We start from the raw sequence: 14519 nt of genomic DNA on the forward strand, positions 1-14519 counted from the left end.
AATTTCGTACTACAATAGTACAGGATAAAAACGAAGTGATTCGTATTATTATCATGATAAATTATGGCACTTGTGAAAGGGAACACACTATGAGAGACAAACAGAGACTTGTTCAGGAATGCATGGACAAAGCAGTTTTTAAACAGGAGGTTGCCGGAGTCGTAGCGCTCGAGATAAAAGAGGGCAAAGAAGTCCTTTTTGCCAAAAGCGGATTTTCGGATATCAAAAACGGCATCCCCGTAAGCCGCGATACAATCTTCAGACTCTACTCGCAGTCCAAGCCCATTACAGCAGCCGCTGCCATGGCGCTTGTCGAAGACGGTATCATCGATCTTGGGGAACCTGTAGGAAACTACATCGACAGCTTCAATAATCAGACATATCTTTGCAAAGGTAAGGTCCGTAAAGTCCCCGTTGATAAAAAAATGAGAATTCGCGACCTTATGAACATGACTTCGGGACTTGTATATCCCGGAATCGGCACTCCTACCGAGGTTGCCGTAGGGCGCCTTATGACCGGCATGGAAAAGAGACTTGGCACGGACAAGATGATGTCAACAATGGAATTCGCAGAAAAAATCGGTAAGATCCCGCTTAATTTCTTGCCCGGAAGCCACTTCCAATACGGAACAAGCGCGGACGTCCTCGGTGCGGTTATAGAAAAAGCGTCGGGAATGACCTTCGGAGATTTTGTAAGGGCAAGAATCCTCGATCCTCTTAGAATGAACGACACAGACTTCTACGTACCGGCAAGCAAATTAGACCGTCTATCCAAGGCTTATAGGAATGTAAAGGGAAGGCTTATAGAATATCACGGAGACAGACTCGTCATCAGAAATGATGGTGGCAGGAACCCGTTTGAATCGGGCGGTGCAGGTCTTTTCTCAACTGTAGACGACTACGCACGTTTCGGACATATGCTTCTTAATAACGGTAAATTCGGCAATAAGCGGATTCTTTCCGCCAATACTGTAAAGTATCTTACATCAGGCAAGCTTACGTCTTATCAGCAGCCTGATTTCGATAACTGGCAAGGGCTTGAAGGCTTCACCTACGGTAATCTCATGAGAGTGCTTGATGATCCTTCACAGGCTTCTATTATAGGTAATAAAGGCGAATACGGCTGGGACGGCTGGCTCGGAGCATATTTTGTAAACGATCCGTCCACGATGACCACATTTATCATGCTGGTTCAACGTTTTGACTACGGTACCGGCCCTCTTACAAGGAAACTCAGAAACATTATCTTTTCATAATTCATTTTATAGGGGGAATACATGGAAAAGATATCCGTAAAAGAATGGCTCATTAGAGTTGCACTACTGATGATCGGACTTATCATCGCCCACCTTGGCGTAACACTGTTTCTTCTGGTGGATCTTGGCTCCGATCCGTTTAACGTCCTGATCCAGGGTATTTTCAGACGCCTTGATGCCATCAGCCTTATCCCGGGGCTTACACACGGACGTGTACACATCGCGATCAGCCTTCTTATAATCTTTGTTCTGCTTGCTGTAGACAGAAGCTATATCAAGATCGGAACTCTTCTTTGCATGATATTCGGAGGCCCTATAATCGATTTCTTTTCTCTGATATTAAATCCTATTATCGGCAAGGTTACGGCCTTGCCGGTAAGGATCATTATTCTCGCCCTCGGCTGCGTGATCCTAGCTTTCGGAATGACGATAGTAATAAAGTCAGATGCGGGAACAGGCCCTAATGACCTTGTTGCCGTTGTTATAAGCGATAAGCTAAAAAAGAACTTCAGCATCATGAGGATCATAGTCGACAGCCTTTTTGTTATAATAGGCTGGCTTCTTGGCGGCACTTTCGGCATAGGTACGCTCATCTGCGCTGCCCTCGTCGGTCCGGTCGCCGGTTTCTTTATGCCTTTTAGTGAAAAAATATGTTCCAAGGCCGTTAGTGTGATATAATACGTAAAAACTAACGAAAGGCACCAACAATGAATATAGGTATTGTATTTGGCTGCTTTATTCCCATGCACAAGGGACATGAATCACTTATTAAAACAGCTCTTTCGGAAAATGATAAAGTAATAATCGCAGTCTGCGGCTATCAAAATGACCGCGGACGCGATTTTCTTGACTTTAATACACGCATCAAGCTCGTGACCAAGATGTTTGAAGCACAAAAAGATAAAGTAATTGTCGTACAGATTGATGATAAAAAGCTCGGTCTCGACGGAACCTTCACCCATGAAAACTGGGTGCTCTGGGGAGACGAGCTGTTCTCAAATGCAGGCATCAGCCCTGACAGCGCTACTTTTAACTGGTATACAGGTGAACCTTCTTATGTAGAAAAGCTCAGCGCAATTTACCCTACTCACAACTTTAAATTAGTTGACCGCACTATTATTAAGACTTCCGGAACTCAGATCAGAAAAAACCCCGGAATTCACGCAGATGACATTAACGAAACCTTCAGAGAATATTTGGCAAAAACCGGAAAACTGTTATAATTTGATTTTTTGAATTAAAAGAGGAGAGAAAAAATGCAAAACATTATCAGCAGTCTACTTGAAACAGATCTTTACAAGTTTTCAATGGGACAGGCAATCTATCACAACTTCCCTGACTACACGACCACATGGTCTTTTAAGTGTAGAAACAAAGATGTCTTTTTCACAGAAGAGATGGTCGAAGAGATCAAGCGTCAGATTCTTGCTTACTGCGACCTCACTTTTACTGAGGAAGAGCTCACATACCTTAAGGGCATCAAATGGATCAAGAAATCCTATGTAGATTTCCTTCGTCTTTGGCATCCGAGATACGAAGATTTCACTATAGGAACAAATGCAGAGTGCGGACTTACGATCGAGACCAACGGAACATGGCTCAACACTTCATTATATGAGATACCGACTCTTGCGATCGTAAATGAAGTATATTTCAGAATGGCATATGACTACGACGAGCTCATGGCTTCTTTCGAGCAAAAGCTTGATGAGAAGATCAAGGCTCTGACAGATAAAAAATACACGATCGGTGCTTTCAGTGAGTTTGGTCTCAGAAGAAGGCTTTCCGCGCAGGCTCAGGAACTTGCTGTTATGAAGCTTAAGAATGCCGATCTCGGCGATTCAAAGTTTGTCGGAACTTCAAATGTTCTTTTGGCAAAAGAGCTTGGTGTTAATCCCGTAGGAACCATGGCACACGAGTGGATCATGTGTGTAGGTCAGGGTAATCACAAACACAACCCCGCATATTCCAACTGGTATGCACTTGATTTCTGGGTAAAAGAATATGGAATTCTCAACGGAACAGCCCTCACGGATGCGATCACAACAGACTGCTTCCTTCGCGACTTCCAGCTGACATATTCAACTCTTTTCTCAGGTGTTCGTCACGACAGCGGCGATCCGATCGAGTGGGGTGAAAAGATGATCAATCATTACAAGAGCCTTGGAATCGATCCTACAACAAAGACTCTTCTCTTTAGTGACAGCCTTGATTTTGAGAGAGCAGACAAGATCTTTGCTCACTTTAACGGAAAGGCAAGAGTTGCGTTCGGAATCGGTACTTACATTGCAAACGACACCTTTGTTCCGGCGCTCAACATTGTAATGAAGACAACCGCATGTAACGGTCAGGACGTTGCCAAGATTTCCGACGTTGAGGGAAAGGGCATGTGCAAGAATCCCGCATATGTTGATTACTTACAGAGATGTATTAACTGGAGAATGGAGCACGAAACGGTATGAGCGAATATAAAAAAATAGATCCTGAAAAAGAAATAGAGAATATCTGTAATTGGATAAAAGAATGGTTCGATAACAACGGACCTAAGGCCAGCGCGGTCATCGGTCTTTCCGGCGGAAAAGATTCAACCATAGTTGCCGCTCTTCTTGTAAAGGCACTTGGAAAAGACAGAGTTGTCGGCGTTCTTATGCCAAACGGCGAGCAGAAGGATATCGAAGATTCGAAGGCAGTTGCCAAGCTTCTTGATATCAAGCACTACATCGTAAATATCAATCCCGCCGTGGAAGGCGAAAAGAAAGCTCTCGCCGAAGCAGGCGTTGAAATGGGAAATGATGCGATTATAAACACTCCTCCAAGAATAAGAATGGCTACTTTATACGCTATAGCGCAGTCACTTCCAAACGGAGGACGTGTTGCAAATACCTGCAATAAGTCTGAAGACTACGTAGGCTATTCCACAAAGTACGGCGATGCCGCAGGCGACTTCAGTCCATGCGCAGACTTCCTTGTAACCGAAATGAGACAGATCGGTGATGCACTCGGACTTCCCAAGGAGCTTATTCACAAAACTCCTTCCGACGGACTCTGCGGCCTCTCCGATGAGGACAAGCTCGGCTTTACATATGACACACTTGATAAATACGTAATGACAGGCGTCTGCGAAGACCAATCTACTAAGGAAAAAATCGATAGAATGCACAAGAACAACTTACATAAATTGCAGACTATACCTACGTATTGTAAATAAGCTAGCGTTCTACAGCGCAAGATATTATTGATCATACATAGACTCCGCGGATTTCTGCAAGCGTGACTATTGTGCGATTTCACTAAAATGTGCAGTTCTTGTACGAGCAAGATGATTTACAAAATAAAAAAACAGGAAAATGTCGATTTCTATGAGTAACACGAAATGAGACATTTTCCTGTTTTTGAGTTTATGTAAATCACTGCGCAGACGAAAACAAACATTTTCGTGAAACGCATATAAGACACTCTGCAGAAATCTGCGGAGTCTTATGCTAATGCATTAGCAATATCTGCGATAAGATCTTCTTTATCTTCAAGTCCGCATGACATACGGATAAGTCCTGCGGGAATTCCTGCTGCCTCGAGCTGCTCATCAGTAAGCTGACGATGTGTTGATGTTGCGGGGTTAAGGCAACATGTACGAGCATCCGCTACGTGAGTTTCTATTGCTGCAAGACGAAGCTTCTTCATGAAGCTCTCGGCTGCTGCTCTTCCGCCTGCAAGCTCAAATGATACTACGCCGCATCCTCCGTTGGGAAGATACTTCTTGGCAAGCTCATAATACTTATCTGACTCAAGGCCGGGATAGCTGACCTTCTTAACCTTATCCTGTGACTCAAGGAACTTGGCAACAGCAAGTCCGTTCTCAACGTGCTTGGGCATACGAACATGAAGTGATTCAAGTCCAAGGTTAAGAATGAATGCGTTCTGGGGAGACTGAATGCATCCAAAGTCACGCATAAGCTGTGCTGTACACTTTGTGATGAATGCTCCCTCTTGTCCGAACTTCTCTGCATATACGATTCCGTGATAAGACTCATCGGGTGTTGTAAGTCCGGGGAACTTATCTGCGTGAGCCATCCAGTCAAATTTACCTGAATCAACGATTACTCCGCCTACGGCAGCTCCGTGTCCGTCCATATACTTGGTTGTTGAATGTGTTACTATATCAGCTCCCCACTCGATAGGTCTGCAGTTAACGGGTGTTGGGAATGTATTGTCCACGATAAGAGGAACACCGTGCTCATGAGCAGCCTTGGCGAATTTTTCGATATCAAGAACCGTAAGTGCGGGGTTAGCGATTGTCTCTCCGAATACCGCTCTTGTATTGTCCTTAAATGCTGCGTTAAGCTCTTCCTCTGTGCTGTCGGGAGATACGAATGTAACATCGATTCCCATCTTAGCCATTGTAACGGCGATAAGATTGAAGGTTCCGCCGTAGATTGATGAAGAAGCTACGATATGGCTTCCGTTCTCACAAATATTAAAGAGTGCAAAAAAGTTTGCTGCCTGTCCCGAAGATGTAAGCATTGCTGCCGTTCCGCCTTCGAGAGCCGCAATCTTGGCTGCAACATAATCATTGGTAGGGTTCTGAAGTCTTGTGTAGAAATATCCCGAAGCCTCCAGATCAAAAAGCTTTCCCATATCCTCACTTGTGTCATATTTGAATGTTGTAGACTGTATGATGGGAATCTGACGAGGTTCGCCGTTTCCGGGTGTATATCCGGCCTGTACGCACTTTGTTCCGATCTTTTGCTGATTCATAATAATCCTCCATATAATTCAAAATTTATAATAATCTATTATCGTTTTATATCACTCTTTTCCGCTCCAACAATATGTGCAAAGCTTACACGGCTCAAGCGGGATTGCTTCTACCATATCATCGAGACGATGATAATGAAGAGATGTGAAATTCAGTTCTTTTCTAATCTCTTCGAGCATTGCAGCGTACTGAGGTGAATCAGGATCAGTATACTTTCTTACGGTTTCCTCGTTTGGTGAAGGATAACCCTCAAGCTTTTCGATAACTCGTCTTGTAATAAGCTCCATCTCTGAATTGGAACGTGAGAAATTCAGGTATTTACATCCATATACAAGAGGCGGACATGCGGGTCTTATATGCACCTCTTTTGCTCCGCTCTTATAAAGGAACTCTGTTGTCTCACGAAGCTGTGTACCTCTTACGATCGAATCATCTATAAGAAGAAGGCTCTTATTGTTAATGAGCTGATTGATGGGAAGAAGCTTCATCTTGGCTATAAGGTCACGCCTTGACTGTATAGTAGGCATGAAAGATCTTGGCCATGTAGGCGTATATTTTACAAAAGGTCTTGAATAAGGAATGCCTGATGCATTGGAATATCCTATTGCATGTGCTACACCCGAATCGGGAACTCCCGCAACGATATCGGGATGAATACCCCTCTGCATATCGCGCTGTGCAAGCTTCTCGCCACAGCCGTATCTTACATTTTCTACATTAAGTCCCTCGTAAGTCGAAGCAGGGAATCCGTAATATATCCAAAGGAATGTACATACGCGCATCTTGTTAAACGCAGGTGCTACTATCTCAACGCTCTCCGGTGTGATATATGCTATCTCTCCGGGTCCCAACTCTTTGTATGTAGTATATCCAAGATTTAAATATGAAAAACTTTCAAAGCAGACGCAGAATCCCTCGTCCTTATGTCCTATCTGAACCGGAGTACGGCCGAATTTGTCTCTTGCCGCATATATTCCTTCTGGTGTCATCAAAAGAAGTGACATGGATCCCTTGATGATCTCTTGAGCGTAACGTATACCGTCAACGATGGTATCTTTCTGATTGATTATAGAAGCAACAAGCTCAGTGGGATTGATGTCTCCGCCGCTCATCTCAAGGAAATGAGAGTGGTTATCCGCAAAAAGCTTCTTGGTGATACCATCAATGTTGTTGATCTTGCCGACTGTAGTAATGGCATATGTGCCATGATGTGATCTTACAATAAGAGGCTGTGGCTCAAAATCAGAGATACATCCGATTCCGAGATTACCCTCCATCTTCTGCATATCGTCTTCAAACTTAGGTCTGAAATAAGACCTCTCGATATTGTGTATCGAACGATCGAAACCTTTCTTCTTGTCATATACCGCTAATCCTGCACGACGTGTACCAAGATGTGAATGGTAATCAGTACCGTAGAAAAGATCGAACACCGCGCTCTCTTTAGATGCAACACCAAAAAATCCGCCCATTTAGAAACCTCCGGAAGCATATTATATTTAATTCCATACCGTGAATAATAATAACACATATTTAAAGAAAAATCGCATGTACATTAGTACATGCGATCAATTTTTATCTTATGAGGTCTTTAACTATCTCCGAAGCTATGCACAGCCCTGCAACTGAAGGGACAAACGCCACACTTCCGGGGGTGCTCCTTCTTGAAGAATCTTCACCGGGGGACTTGTGTCCGCCTATGGGCTCAAGAGGCTCCTCGGTGGAATATACGACCTTAAGGTCCTTAACTCCACGCTTTTTAAGCTCTCGTCTCATCACTCTCGCAAGAGGATCGACCGAGGTCTTATATATATCCGCAACGGTAAAGGCTGTGGGATCAAGCTTATTGCCCGCTCCCATAGAACTGATAACGGGAATGTTCTTTTCTTTTGCCCGCATTATTATCTCTATCTTGGCAGTCACAGTATCTACCGCATCCACCACATAATCGTACTCTTCAAACGGGAAGCTGTCCGCATTTTCAGGTAAAAAGAAACATTTGTGAACCCTTATGTCCGCTTCGGGATTGATATCAAGCATTCTCTCTTTCATGACATCAACCTTGTACTTGCCGACACTGCTCGTCGTTGCGATTATCTGCCTGTTTATATTGGATACGGCCACGGTATCATTGTCGCAGAGATCAAAGGCTCCGATCCCGCTCCTTATAAGGGCTTCACAGACATAGCCGCCTACTCCGCCTACGCCGAATACTGCCACTCGCTTTTTAGAAAGCTCTTTTACCGCGTCCTCTCCCAGAAGTAATTCTGTTCTTGAAAAGATCTCACTCATATTTATCCTTTAATTAAAGAAGATGTGCTCTGAGCTCTTCTCCGCTCTTTTCTGAAAGATATGCAGGTGCAATATCAAGCATAGTCTTGCAACCCTTCATTCCTTCATTCTGCATACGGAATGCAGCTCTTGCTACAGCAACGAGTACGCTTGTTGTAAACTCAGGGTTTGAATCAAGCTTAAGGCTATACTCGATGATGTGGTTGTGCTCCTTGTCGGCGCCTGTCTTTCCGCTTCTGAATACGAAACCGCCGTGAGCCATTCCGCTGTGGTTCTTAAGAAGCTCTTCCTCGCTGATGAAATGAACTGTTGTGTTGTAATCAGAGAAGTAGTTAGGCATCTCCTTGATCTCTTTTTCTACAGCTGCTGCATCTGCGCCCTCTTCAAGGACTACGAAGCACTCTCTTGTGTGCTTATCTCTTGTTGTAAGCTCAGGATTCTTGCCGCTTCTGACTGCTTCAAGTGCACTCTCAACGGGAATTGTATACTGCTTGGCATTCTTAACGCCTTTAACTCTTCTGATAGCGTCGGAATGTCCCTGTGATACGCCCTTGCCCCAGAATGTGTAATCATTGCCTTCGGGAAGTATCGCATTGGAATAAACTCTTGCAAGTGAGAACATTCCGGGATCCCAACCGCATGAGATAACCGCAATCTTGCCTGCTGCCTGTGCCGCAGCGTCAACATTTGCAAAGTGCTCGGGGATTCTTGCGTGTGTATCAAAGCTGTCTACCACGTTGAAAAGCTTAGCGTACTGAGGTGTCTGCACGGGAAGATCCGTAGCACTTCCTCCGCAAAGGATCATAACATCGATCTTGTCCTTCCAGTTCTCAACGTCGTTAACGGAAACAACGGGAACTCCCTGTGTCTTTATCTGTAATGAAGAAGGGTCTCTTCTCGTAAATACTGCAACAAGCTCCATATCAGGTGCTGCCGCTACTGCAAGCTCCACGCCCTTTCCAAGATTACCGTATCCTAAAATTCCTATCTTGATGCTCATTTTGTTCCTCCTAAATTTATGTATTTATATATTCTCAGTCTAATGACGCGAGTATATTTTCCGCTGTTTCGCTTCCGTGCTTGGCAGCATATGAAGCCCACTTCCTGGCCTTTTCATGATTCTTTTCACCAAAAGAGCCTTTGAAATAGCCTTCCGCGATCTGCTCCGCGGCTTCTATGCTTCCTTTTCCCGCTCTGTCTATGAGATCCAAGAGCTTTTGTTTCTTATCCATTTTATTTCCTTTCAAAAAGAGCTTACAGCTCACATATCATCAATCTTTTTTCTTACAATCATCGCACTTGCCGACTATCACAGTCTTTCCGAGATTTACGTCAAGTCCGTACTCCTTGCGGACCTTCTCTTCAAACTCTTCGACGAAGTCCTCCTCAAGATGGAAAACCTTGCCGCACTCGGAGCACTGCGCATGCATATGTGAATTGCAGTGTTTGTGATCCTCCGAATACTGGAAGAACCAAGAGTCCTGATTAGGCTCTTTTATCTTGATTATCTCGCCCTGGTCGCAGAGTCTCTCAAGATTCCTATATACCGTGGTCTTATCGATCCCACCGGCCTGAGCGCCTACCTGATCGTAGATCTCACGCACCGTGAATCTTGTGTCGGCATGAGCCTTTAGAAAATCAACTATGCACTTTCTTGCTTTTGTCTTATACTCGCCCTTCATTTTTCCTCTCATCCGAAGCGTAAATAGCCTTTAGTAAGATAGGTGTCATTATCGAACTTATAACTATAAGTAAAATAACCGCTGTAAAATATCTTCCGTCTATAATGCCGGTCTTAAGTCCCCTCTGCGCAACGATAAGCGCAACTTCGCCTCTTGTCATCATTCCGATACCGATCTTAAGTGAATCGGAAGTATCATATCCAAGAGCCTTGGCAACAAGTCCGCAGCCGAAAACCTTTCCGAGAAGTCCCACAGCAACAAACGCAAGTGAAAATACAAGGATAGTCATATCCACTTCTCTGAGATTGGTCTGAAGTCCTACGCTTGCAAAGAACACCGGTCCGAAGATCATATATGAATTGATGTCCATCTTCCTGTCGATGTATGCCTTGTCGTCAAGTGAACTTAAGATAATACCCGCAACAAATGCACCTGTGATATCGGCAACACCAAAGTATTTGTCAGCAACATAAGATAAAACAAATGCCAGTGCCATCGCAATGATCGGAATTCTTCTTGTATGTGTCCACCTTGCATCGAGCCTTTGCATTATCTTAAAGATCAAAATTCCGGCAACAAGCGAAACTATAAAGAAAAGAACTGTCTTTATACATACCATTCCGAGGTTGGCGTTGGCATCCTTAAGCCCGATAACGGCTGTAAGTACCACGATACCTATGACGTCATCGATGATTGCCGCGCTCATTATCGTCGTTCCGACTTCCGTAGAGATCTTTCCAAGTTCTCTGAGCGCCTGCACGGTTATGCTGACGGAAGTAGCGGTAAGAATCGTTCCTATAAAAAGAGCCTGGATAAATCCGGTAGTTCCCGGCTGAGCAAAGCCGTAGAAGCACATGTACATGATCGTTCCCAGAACAAGTGGGATCGCAACTCCCGCGCATGCAAGGATTGTCGCCTTAACACCGGATTTTTTAAGTTTATCTATATCAGTCTCAAGTCCGGCACTGAACATAAGGAGAATAACACCGATCTCCGCCATTCCTGACAGAAAATCATCCGCCTGGACAATGTTAAAAAGAGTAGGTCCTATCAAAAGGCCTGCCACAATCTCACCCGCAACCTGCGGTGCCTTCAACCTTCTCGCCAAAAGCCCAAACGCCTTGGCTGCGACAATAATTATCGCCAAATTTCTCAAGACTAACAAAGTATCCATTTTTTCATAATCCCTCTATTGTTTCGTTTACTTCGGATACATTATTGCACATTTATTGCAACTTTTCCATAGAACGGAAAAACCCCGATAATGCGCCGTTTTTACAGTGCACGATCGGGGCAATGCCAATCAAACTATATTCCTTATTCCCTCGCATATTCTGCGGGCAACAAGCGGATTGTTCATTGTGTATAGATGTATGCCTTGGATATCGCTTACAAGAAGATCGATTATCTGACTTAGGGCATAGGACATTCCCGCATCAAACAATGCTTCTTTGTTGTCCTCATACCTGTTTATGATCTTCTGAAAACGCTCGGGAAAAGAAGCGTTGCACATCGTGATCATACGCTTTATCTGAGCAGCGTTTATAACAGGCATAACTCCCGGGATGATCGGAATATTGATATCCGCGATCCTGCATTCATCATAGAAATTAAAGAACTTATCGTTGTCAAAAAAGAGCTGTGACAGCAGCGCACTTGCTCCGCTGTCCGCTTTCTTTTTTAGATTTTTAAGCTCCGAAACCCTGCTTTCCGATTCGGGATGGCATTCGGGATAACAAGCACCGAGAAGACAGAAATCATACTTTTCTTTCAAGTACTTAATGACATCGCTCGCATGCTTGAAATCATCCTTTTCAACAAGCTGAGGATTGCGGTCTCCGCGAAGTGCAAGGACATTTTCAATCCCTTCGTCCTTCATAACGCGCGCAAACTCATCAATCTCATTCTTGTCATACTGAAGCCCCGTAAGATGCACAACAGGTTCAACATGATATTCATGCTTGATCTTTTTTGCAATATCTATAGTCTTGTTGCGATTCGAAGATCCGCCGGCTCCGAAAGTCACGCTGATAAAATCAGGCTTAAGCTCCGTCAGAACTTCAAGCGTTGCATCTATATTCTTAAGTGCTTCATCTTTTTTGGGCGGAAAAATCTCAAATGACAATGTCTTCTTTCCGCTCTTATATATTTCCGATACTTTCATTTTTATTTCTCTCTTTTACGCTCTTACAATCTGTGCAGCCTTTACAAGATTTATGAGGCTTGCCTTTGTCTCAGTCTCTCCTCTTGTCTTAAGTCCGCAGTCGGGATTGATCCAGAGCTTTTTATCCTCAATCTTACTTCTCATTTTACCAAGTGCGCTCACGATCTCTTCAACTGACGGCACTCTCGGGCTGTGGATGTCGTATACGCCGGGACCTACTTCTGTCTTAAAGTTATTCTCTCTGAGCGAATCAAGGATCTGAAGATCCGAACGAGACGCCTCAAATGTGATAACATCGGCATCCATAGCATCAATCGCGGGAATGATATCCGTAAACTCGCTGTAGCACATATGCGTGTGAATCTGAGTCTGTGGCTTAACACCGCTGTGAACAAGTCTGAACGCGGGTATTGCCCAATCAAGATACTCACTGTACCAGTCGGATTTTCTTAAGGGAAGCTTTTCTCTTAGCGCCGCCTCATCGATCTGAATGATATTGATTCCCGCTGCCTCGAGGTCAAGAACCTCATCACGGATTGCAAGCGCAATCTGAAGCGTGCTGTCTTTTATAGAGATATCCTCTCTCGGGAATGACCAGTTAAGTATGGTAACGGGACCTGTGAGCATTCCCTTCATAGGCTTGTTAGTGCAGCTCTTGGCATACTTGGACCACTCGACTGTAATTGGCCTCTTTCTTGATACGTCGCCCCAGATGATCGGAGGCTTAACACATCTTGTTCCGTATGACTGAACCCACGCCTTCTTGGTAAATACATAACCTTCGAGGTGTTCTCCGAAGTACTCGACCATATCGTTTCTCTCAAACTCACCATGCACAAGCACATCGAGTCCGATCTCCTCCTGGAGATCAACACACTCTTTTATCTTCTTCTTGTTGTATTCAACGTACTCTTCTTTGCTGATCTCACCCTTTCTAAAGAGCTGTCTGTTCTTTCTGACATCCGCTGTCTGAGGGAAAGAACCGATTGTTGTCGTAGGGAAAGCAGGCAGACCCAACTCTTTTTTCTGGATCTCTTCTCTTTCTTCAAATGCGGGAAACCTTGTATAATCAGCGTCTTTGATATCCGCCACTCTTTTTCTTACTGCCTGATCTACGCTACCTTCTCTGTTTTCCAATAATTTCTTATTTGCCAAAAGAGCTTCATCCGTAATATTCGCTAGCTCGTTAAGCTCAGAAAGCTTTTCTTTTGCAAAAGAAAAATGCTTTTTAATATCCTCCGAAAGATCGGTCTCGCTATCAAGTGTATAAGGCACATGCAAAAGAGAACAAGAAGTGTTAAGGACTATATTCTCATCGCCGCCAAGCGCCTTCTTAAGTTCATCAAGAACTTCAATTGTCTTTTCGTAGTTATTTCTCCAAATATTCTTACCGTTTACAAGTCCTGCAAAAAGAAGCTTATCCTTTGGAAAGCCGTTCTCTTTTACAAGAGAAAGTGTCTTTCTTCCTTCAAGGAAATCAAGTCCGATGGCATCAAAATCAAGCGCTGTGATGTTACCGTATGCGTCTCTCACGTCACCGAAATATGTCTGAAGGAGAGCCTTAACTCCCTTCTTTCCTGCAAGGATCTTCTTATAAAGTTCCTCGAAAATTTCGATATCTGCCACGTCAAGATCTCTCACAAGATAAGGCTCATCAAATTCGATCCATGAAACATTATCCGCATTTAACTTATCAAGAAGCTTAACGTACTCGTCCGCAAAAGCATCCGCAAAGTCGCTGAGTGTCTTACTTCCTACATACTTTGCAAGCTTAAGGAAAGTGAAAGGTCCTATTATAGCGACCTTGGTATCCACACCCTGTGCATACGCATTTCTGTACTCTTCAAAAGGCTTGTTACCTACAAGCTCCACCCTCGTATCATCTTCAATCTCAGGCACAATATAGTGGTAATTTGTATTGAACCACTTCTTCATGGCAAGTGCTTTGACGTTACCTTTCTCCCCCTGATAACCTCTCGCCATAGCAAAATACGTATCGAGCTCCGATACATTCAGATCCCTGTATCTCTTAGGAATGATATTGAAAAGCACCGCTGTATCAAGCATGTTGTCATAAAAAGAAAAATCATTTGAAGAAATGAAATCTATATTGTTTTCTTTCTGTACTGCCAGATGCTCTTTTCTAAGCTCCTGCGCAATCTCTTTTAACTCTTTTTCCGTAATCTCGTTCTTAAAATATTTCTCTGAAGCAAATTTAAGCTCTCTGTCTTTTCCCACTCTGGGATAACCTATTACCGCTGTTCTCACTGTTCTACCCCTTTCTGATCTTTGTATGAGAAGTATACGCCTAGCGAGACGATAGGTATAATATCTATTTATGTCGGTTATCCATAGTTTTAATCTATGAT

The 14519-nt window shown here is 43.8% G+C and carries 14 protein-coding genes; 5 read left to right on the forward strand and 9 right to left on the reverse strand.

The genetic code is table 11. The features are described from left to right. Positions 1 to 89: 89 nt before the first annotated feature. The 5 genes from D6853_RS02215 to nadE are packed head-to-tail and all read left to right on the forward strand — an operon-like array spanning position 90 to position 4464. A complete protein-coding gene (locus tag D6853_RS02215) occupies positions 90 to 1256 on the forward strand; it encodes a serine hydrolase domain-containing protein (RefSeq protein ID WP_158588642.1) in 1167 nt (388 codons plus the stop codon). 21 nt (positions 1257 to 1277) lie between these two features. Next, the gene (locus D6853_RS02220) at positions 1278 to 1934 is read left to right on the forward strand and encodes a YczE/YyaS/YitT family protein (protein WP_120656169.1); all 657 of its coding nucleotides are present in this window, start codon (positions 1278 to 1280) and stop codon (positions 1932 to 1934) included. A gap of 29 nt (positions 1935 to 1963) precedes the next feature. After that, on the forward strand, positions 1964 to 2479 hold the full coding sequence (locus tag D6853_RS02225; protein WP_120656170.1) for an adenylyltransferase/cytidyltransferase family protein: 516 nt from the start codon (positions 1964 to 1966) through the stop codon (positions 2477 to 2479). A gap of 33 nt (positions 2480 to 2512) precedes the next feature. After that, on the forward strand, positions 2513 to 3718 hold the full coding sequence (gene pncB, locus D6853_RS02230; RefSeq protein WP_120656171.1) for a nicotinate phosphoribosyltransferase: 1206 nt from the start codon (positions 2513 to 2515) through the stop codon (positions 3716 to 3718). Then, positions 3715 to 4464 (forward strand): NAD(+) synthase, encoded by a 750-nt coding sequence (gene nadE / locus D6853_RS02235; protein ID WP_120656172.1) that lies wholly within the window; start codon positions 3715 to 3717, stop codon positions 4462 to 4464. The genes pncB and nadE overlap by 4 nt, the downstream gene beginning before the upstream one ends. 269 nt (positions 4465 to 4733) lie before the next feature. On the opposite strand, the gene D6853_RS02240 is transcribed toward nadE, so the two are convergent. The 9 genes from D6853_RS02240 to metE form a co-directional block, all read right to left on the reverse strand. Further along, a complete protein-coding gene (locus D6853_RS02240; protein ID WP_120656173.1) occupies positions 4734 to 6011 on the reverse strand; it encodes an O-acetylhomoserine aminocarboxypropyltransferase/cysteine synthase family protein in 1278 nt (425 codons plus the stop codon). A gap of 51 nt (positions 6012 to 6062) precedes the next feature. Continuing rightward, complete coding sequence (locus tag D6853_RS02245; RefSeq protein ID WP_120656174.1) at positions 6063 to 7484, reverse strand: amidophosphoribosyltransferase; 1422 nt, start codon at positions 7482 to 7484, stop codon at positions 6063 to 6065. Positions 7485 to 7587: 103 nt separating this feature from the next. Then, on the reverse strand, positions 7588 to 8304 hold the full coding sequence (locus tag D6853_RS02250) for a tRNA threonylcarbamoyladenosine dehydratase (RefSeq protein ID WP_120656175.1): 717 nt from the start codon (positions 8302 to 8304) through the stop codon (positions 7588 to 7590). Between the two features lie 13 nt (positions 8305 to 8317). After that, positions 8318 to 9304 carry a diaminopimelate dehydrogenase gene (locus D6853_RS02255; protein WP_120656176.1) on the reverse strand — a complete coding sequence of 329 codons (987 nt, stop codon included), beginning with the start codon at positions 9302 to 9304 and terminating at the stop codon, positions 8318 to 8320. 34 nt (positions 9305 to 9338) lie between these two features. Continuing rightward, positions 9339 to 9536, reverse strand: a complete 198-nt coding sequence (locus D6853_RS02260; RefSeq protein ID WP_120656177.1) for an SEL1-like repeat protein — start codon at positions 9534 to 9536, stop codon at positions 9339 to 9341. A 39-nt stretch (positions 9537 to 9575) separates the two neighbouring features. Then, positions 9576 to 9986 (reverse strand): Fur family transcriptional regulator, encoded by a 411-nt coding sequence (locus tag D6853_RS02265; protein WP_158588643.1) that lies wholly within the window; start codon positions 9984 to 9986, stop codon positions 9576 to 9578. Then, a complete protein-coding gene (locus tag D6853_RS02270; RefSeq protein WP_120656179.1) occupies positions 9970 to 11160 on the reverse strand; it encodes a cation:proton antiporter in 1191 nt (396 codons plus the stop codon). Before D6853_RS02270 ends, D6853_RS02265 begins: the two co-directional genes overlap by 17 nt. Before the next feature lie 129 nt (positions 11161 to 11289). Then, positions 11290 to 12150 carry a methylenetetrahydrofolate reductase [NAD(P)H] gene (gene metF, locus D6853_RS02275; RefSeq protein ID WP_120656180.1) on the reverse strand — a complete coding sequence of 287 codons (861 nt, stop codon included), beginning with the start codon at positions 12148 to 12150 and terminating at the stop codon, positions 11290 to 11292. Between the two features lie 15 nt (positions 12151 to 12165). Then, positions 12166 to 14418, reverse strand: coding sequence for a 5-methyltetrahydropteroyltriglutamate--homocysteine S-methyltransferase (gene metE, locus D6853_RS02280; protein ID WP_120656181.1), 2253 nt, complete (start codon positions 14416 to 14418; stop codon positions 12166 to 12168). Positions 14419 to 14519 lie beyond the last annotated feature (101 nt).

Origin of the sequence: Butyrivibrio sp. X503 (genome assembly GCF_003625475.1) — a bacterium.
GTDB lineage: Bacteria > Bacillota > Clostridia > Lachnospirales > Lachnospiraceae > Butyrivibrio.

Coding starts and splice junctions, on each gene's coding strand:
- D6853_RS02220 (WP_120656169.1), top strand. CDS start 1,278: ATGGAAAAGATATCCGTAAAAGAATGGCTCATTAGAGTTGCACTACTG.
- D6853_RS02245 (WP_120656174.1), bottom strand. CDS start 7,484: ATGGGCGGATTTTTTGGTGTTGCATCTAAAGAGAGCGCGGTGTTCGAT.
- D6853_RS02225 (WP_120656170.1), top strand. CDS start 1,964: ATGAATATAGGTATTGTATTTGGCTGCTTTATTCCCATGCACAAGGGA.
- metF (WP_120656180.1), bottom strand. CDS start 12,150: ATGAAAGTATCGGAAATATATAAGAGCGGAAAGAAGACATTGTCATTT.
- D6853_RS02255 (WP_120656176.1), bottom strand. CDS start 9,304: ATGAGCATCAAGATAGGAATTTTAGGATACGGTAATCTTGGAAAGGGC.
- D6853_RS02250 (WP_120656175.1), bottom strand. CDS start 8,304: ATGAGTGAGATCTTTTCAAGAACAGAATTACTTCTGGGAGAGGACGCG.
- D6853_RS02215 (WP_158588642.1), top strand. CDS start 90: ATGAGAGACAAACAGAGACTTGTTCAGGAATGCATGGACAAAGCAGTT.
- D6853_RS02240 (WP_120656173.1), bottom strand. CDS start 6,011: ATGAATCAGCAAAAGATCGGAACAAAGTGCGTACAGGCCGGATATACA.
- nadE (WP_120656172.1), top strand. CDS start 3,715: ATGAGCGAATATAAAAAAATAGATCCTGAAAAAGAAATAGAGAATATC.
- D6853_RS02265 (WP_158588643.1), bottom strand. CDS start 9,986: ATGAAGGGCGAGTATAAGACAAAAGCAAGAAAGTGCATAGTTGATTTT.
- D6853_RS02260 (WP_120656177.1), bottom strand. CDS start 9,536: ATGGATAAGAAACAAAAGCTCTTGGATCTCATAGACAGAGCGGGAAAA.
- pncB (WP_120656171.1), top strand. CDS start 2,513: ATGCAAAACATTATCAGCAGTCTACTTGAAACAGATCTTTACAAGTTT.
- D6853_RS02270 (WP_120656179.1), bottom strand. CDS start 11,160: ATGGATACTTTGTTAGTCTTGAGAAATTTGGCGATAATTATTGTCGCA.